This is a genomic window from Segatella copri, from assembly GCF_019127135.1.
Classification (GTDB): Bacteria; Bacteroidota; Bacteroidia; order Bacteroidales; family Bacteroidaceae; genus Prevotella.
On record NZ_JAHOEA010000104.1, the window covers coordinates 1 to 4,855 of the forward strand.

5 protein-coding genes are annotated in these 4,855 nt (G+C 43.6%); all 5 read left to right on the forward strand.

Going from position 1 to position 4,855, the window contains the following annotated elements; genetic code table 11:
• Positions 1–458: 458 nt before the first annotated feature.
• The 5 genes from KSW37_RS15045 to KSW37_RS15065 all read left to right on the forward strand — a co-directional run bounded on the left by KSW37_RS15045 (position 459) and on the right by KSW37_RS15065 (position 4,367).
• Entirely contained in the window at positions 459–629 is a 171-nt protein-coding gene (locus tag KSW37_RS15045; protein ID WP_217315233.1) for a hypothetical protein, read from the forward strand.
• Positions 626–1,198 (forward strand): BT4734/BF3469 family protein, encoded by a 573-nt coding sequence (locus KSW37_RS15050; RefSeq protein ID WP_217315234.1) that lies wholly within the window; start codon positions 626–628, stop codon positions 1,196–1,198. The genes KSW37_RS15045 and KSW37_RS15050 overlap by 4 nt, the downstream gene beginning before the upstream one ends.
• 28 nt (positions 1,199–1,226) lie before the next feature.
• Positions 1,227–3,251 carry a DUF3987 domain-containing protein gene (locus KSW37_RS15055; protein ID WP_217315235.1) on the forward strand — a complete coding sequence of 675 codons (2,025 nt, stop codon included), beginning with the start codon at positions 1,227–1,229 and terminating at the stop codon, positions 3,249–3,251.
• A 134-nt stretch (positions 3,252–3,385) separates the two neighbouring features.
• Entirely contained in the window at positions 3,386–3,607 is a 222-nt protein-coding gene (locus tag KSW37_RS15060; protein WP_154480343.1) for a DUF4248 domain-containing protein, read from the forward strand.
• A gap of 244 nt (positions 3,608–3,851) precedes the next feature.
• On the forward strand, positions 3,852–4,367 hold the full coding sequence (locus KSW37_RS15065; RefSeq protein ID WP_217315237.1) for a DNA-binding protein: 516 nt from the start codon (positions 3,852–3,854) through the stop codon (positions 4,365–4,367).
• The last annotated feature ends 488 nt before the right edge of the window (positions 4,368–4,855 follow it).

The window sequence follows — 4,855 nt, forward strand, 5'->3', positions numbered from 1 at the left end:
TCGCACACGTATTTTAAATATGCGTGCAAAGATACAAAATCAAATCGAATACACTATAAAAAGTCCGTAAACTTTTGAGTATTAATAACTTATTTAATAATCGTCTCGTTTTAACGGGACACTAGTGAACCAACATATAATAATTGGTGCAAGTCTATAAAAAAATATGTAGTTTAAAAAAGTGGTTAAATTCACGTGAATGATTCACTTTTATTACATTTTAGTGGAATATAGTTGAGTAAACGTGAGAAAAGGTGAGAAAAGGCGAACTCACATTTCCTCATATTGTATCTTTGCAGCAGAATTCTAGAACATCGGAATTCTGCTGCATTCTTTTTATAAGATGTTAGTCAGCAGTATAAAACTGAGCACGGTCCGATGGCTTGGGGACGAATAACATAAGTTGTCCTATATAACCCAAGTAAGTGCTAGGACAACGTTTTAATACCCAAAGTATTATGAACAAGGTATTATCGCTCGGAGAAGCAATCGCTGATATGCTTCTCCACGCCAACACACCATTGGCTGTCGCCTATCGCAAGCGAATGGCGGCTGAAAGAGTAAGCGAGACTAATGCTCATGCAGAAGCTATCGCTAGTGTCGAACTTTCTAAAGACGATATGACATGAAAGATGTAACACCAGCTCGTTTCAGCCTCTTTGCTGCAGGCATCAACAAGCCATCTAGCCAGAGACCTTATAAGCAAGGTACCCTGAAGGATGTATATTGTTGGATGAACTCGATGAAGATGATGCAACTCACCGAGCAACTTAGGGGCATTAAAGACGAGAAGAAGCAGAAGCTCTTCAAGGCTAGCTTTTTGCCATTCGCTACCTTCAGTGGAACATTTGCCTACCGTAACCAAAATGGACTCTTACTGCATTCGGGACTACTCTGTTTCGACTTCGACCACCTCGGTGGAAATGAGAACCTTTGGAAGGCTAGACATCTGCTGGAACAAGACCGATACTTCGAAACCATGCTGATGTTTACCAGTCCGCGTGGCGATGGAGTGAAGTGGGTTACGCATATCGACCTCTCTCGTGGTTCCCACGAAAAATGGTATCGAGCCGTGCGCAACTATCTCCTCCAGACTTATGGTTTGGAGGCTGACTCGGCACCAGCAAATGTAGCCTCGGCATGTTTCCTCTGCTGGGATGCAAATATGGTAATCAACCCTAGCTTTCAATTATTTTAAAATTAAACTAATTAAAAAGGATAACAATATGGAAAATAACAAACAGGTAGAAAATAAGGAGGACAACCTGAGTCAGTTCGACCTGGATGCTTTTGCAGGTAGAGGTACTGTTTATGGAACCTCCCTACCAGGGAAAGACAAGACAAAGCAAGAAACTTTGCACAAAAAAAGCGTTGGAGGACATCGAAAAAAGGATGCTCCAAGTGGGGATGCCTATCTTTATGACGAGGTGAAGTTCATTGTTTTCACACTCGTAAATCGTCATATTGACATTACGACCCCTTACGAAGAGTGGATCAATTTAGGTTTCGCCCTAGTCCATGGGTTGGGTGAGGATGGAAGAGGTTTCTTTCACCAGTTGAGCAGCATGAACGCCGAATACAATTATGAGGAGTGCGACAAGAAATATACGAGTTGCATGAAGGGTAATGGAAAAGGCATCACCATCAAAACCTTCTTCAAGATGGCTAAGGATGCTGGCGTCGACCTTAAAACTATCGCAAGAGAGGAGACAGTTCGTGCCACTTGCGCCAATATGCCAAATGCCAAATATATAGAAAAATATAAGAATTCTGGTATTTTGGATAAGGAAATGGCACATGGCACTATGGCACCAGTGGCGCAAACTATTTCTACAGGTTACACTTTCTCCGACAAGGTGAATGAGAATGACTTGCCTATTTGCCTCCGTAACATCTATAAAATCCATCCGGATACTGTGAGCAGAGACAAGATGCTCTTGGGCGTTCTGAATGTGGTGTCGGGTTTGATGGGTGGTGCCAATGGTTCGACCGAAGAACAGAGTGGTATCTACGGCATATATGATGGTCATCGTGTATTTGCACCGCTTTTTACCAACATATATGGTTCTGCCGCAACAAAAAAGGGAGATTTGATTTTCTGCAAGCTGTTGGCCCGACCAGAGAAAAGGGAGATGCGTCAACAATTTGAGGCTTCGAAGGCGCAGTATGATGAGGATATGGCTGTTTATGAGGCTCAGGGCAAGGGTAAGAACAAGGGCGAGCGTGGACCAGTTCCTAAGGAGCCTGTCTTTCGCGACCCATTTATGCCAGGCAATAGCTCTTCTTCTGCTGTATATCGTGCCCTCGATGCCAACGGTGGATGGGGCATAATGTATGAGACAGAGGCTGATACCGTGTCGAATATGCTAGATTCCGACTATGGTCACTACTCTGATTTATTACGCAAGGCGTATCATCACGAGACGGTTTCTATGAATCGTGTGAGTGATAAAATCCATATCGATATCGAAATTCCACGTCTCTCAGCGTTCATCACCTGCACTCCTGGCCAGATACCTCGTCTTTTCCCATCGTTTGAGAATGGTTTGGGCAGTAGATTCCAGTTCTACAACCTGCCTGACGACACGGTGGAGTTTCACGATGTATTCGCCCGTAGCGACTCCCCTTTGGAAGACACCTATAAGCAGATGGGCGAGGACTTATTGCCTCTCTATCACGCTCTGTTGGAGAGAAAGGGCAATCCTATCCAGTTTGTCATGAGCAAGGCACAGCAGCAGGAATTTCTCTCCACCTACGAGGAGACGCTTTGCGAGCAGTTCCAGATGTTGGGAGCAGGTTTCAATGCCTTTGTGTTTCGTATGGCTCTTGCCAACTTCCGTTATGCAATGGTGTTGACTGCCCTGCGTCGTTTGTCGGATTGGAACAAGAAGGATGACATTTTCACTGCTGATGAGCGAGCCTTGGTGTGTGATGACCGTGATTTCCATACAGCAATGAGCATCATGGGTTGCCTCATCAACCATACGGCTCGTGTGTATGCTGTATTAGCCAAGGAGAATGAAAATCCTTTTGCCAATTCGGGCGTGAACTTAAAGGCAGATGAACTTAGCGTCTACCAGTCGCTTCCTGATGGCGAGTTTCGCACAGCCGAATTCTTAGCCTGCGCTGAGACGAAGAAAATCTGCAAACGAACCGCCCAAAGGATGCTCAGCCAGATGAGCAATGTGTATCGCATCATCATTCCTCTTCATCGTGGCGTTTATTGTAAGGCTAAAGTTGAGGAGAAATAAGTATCTTGCTTTTGGGGTGTAAGTATTATCTTTGTGAGTGCTAACTATGCTACTTAAGGCTCCTAAGTATGATACATACGCCCTGCAAGGTTGTAATCATTATATCGTATATCAATGTAAAAACTGAGAAAAATATGATGGAATTCAAGGTAAAGGCATACGGCAAGTCAGAGCTTGCCATGTTGTATTTTCCAGATGCAGGTTCAGCCCATACAGCTGTCAATCATCTCATGTCGTGGATTCATCGCAATCCTGAGTTGAGCGAGGAACTGATGAAGATGGGCTATCGCAAGTCGGACAAGTTTTTCACACCCAAGCAGGTGGCGGTAATCGCAGAATACCTGGGTGAGCCATAAGATAAAGAGGGGCATTCTAGGGGATAGCCAAGGCTTTCCTACTAAGAATGTCCCTCTAACGTTTGCTATCTCACGCAACGTATGACATCGTATAGTCAGCGATGAGAAAAGTGGTATATTTGCATTGTAATCCAAAGGGATTATGCGATGAAGCTTTTCTCATACGCCTATGGACGAAGAGTATGAGGCTGTGGGTAAAGAGGAGAGCGGAGTCGGCAGTAGTTAACTCAAAATTTTTATCATTATGATTAAGTATGTAGTAAAAGAAAACAAAAACAAGAAAAGTCCTGCTTACGGCAAGTGGTATGCTTACCCTGTAGTGGAGGAAACGATGAATCTTGCAGCCCTTGCCAAGCACATGGAGGAACATAACACGGGTTTCTCTGAGGCAATGTGCCTGGGCATGATGACAGCGATGGTAAAGTGTATCAAGGAGCAGCTCTTGGCTGGCAAGAATGTGAAGATTGACAATCTCGCCATCTTCTCGGTCGGTATCCGTAACAAGGAAGGTGCAAAGACAGAGGCTGACTTCAGCGTGGCCAACAACATTGGCAGCGTAAAACTCCGTGCTCGTGCCACTGGTATCTTGAGCAATGCCAACCTCAACAGTGTAGCTAGCGTGAGAAGAGCTAGCAGCGTGGTGGGTGGAACTACAATCCCATCAGGTGGTGATTCAACTTCGGGTGGTAGTACTACCACAACTCCTGATGGTGGTGGAAGCAACTCTGGCAGTGATGGTGATGACTCAAATATGGCATAGCTGTCTAAGTTAGTTAAAAATTAAAATTTCCCTTGTCCAAACATAGATGCTTGGGCAAGGGATTTTTATTTCTGCAATAGTTTTTTGTTATTGTGCTTAATTTTTTGCTTGGATTTTTTTAAGGGATATAGAGATAGAACAAATTAAAATTATAGGAGAAGTAAAAACAGAGTCCCTTCAAGAGCATGGCTAAACAGAAATACCCAGTACGCCTACATTGACCAGGAACTTTGGATATTACTCTCCCATCCTACTTATCGGAATGATTTTAAGAAGTATATCATAGAGAAGAAAGTTCTCAATGTTTTCAAAGAAGAAAAGAACAAGGGCGGCTTTAAGGCTTTGCTGCAATTGTTGATGGTAATATAAAAACAACATGAAATGGATTATAAAGATGTCGCAAATTCTTTCATTACAAGACATTAAATCTCACGGGGGTGTAATTTAAACTGTGTCAAGGCTTGTTCTTAACTTTCATTCCCACTCCC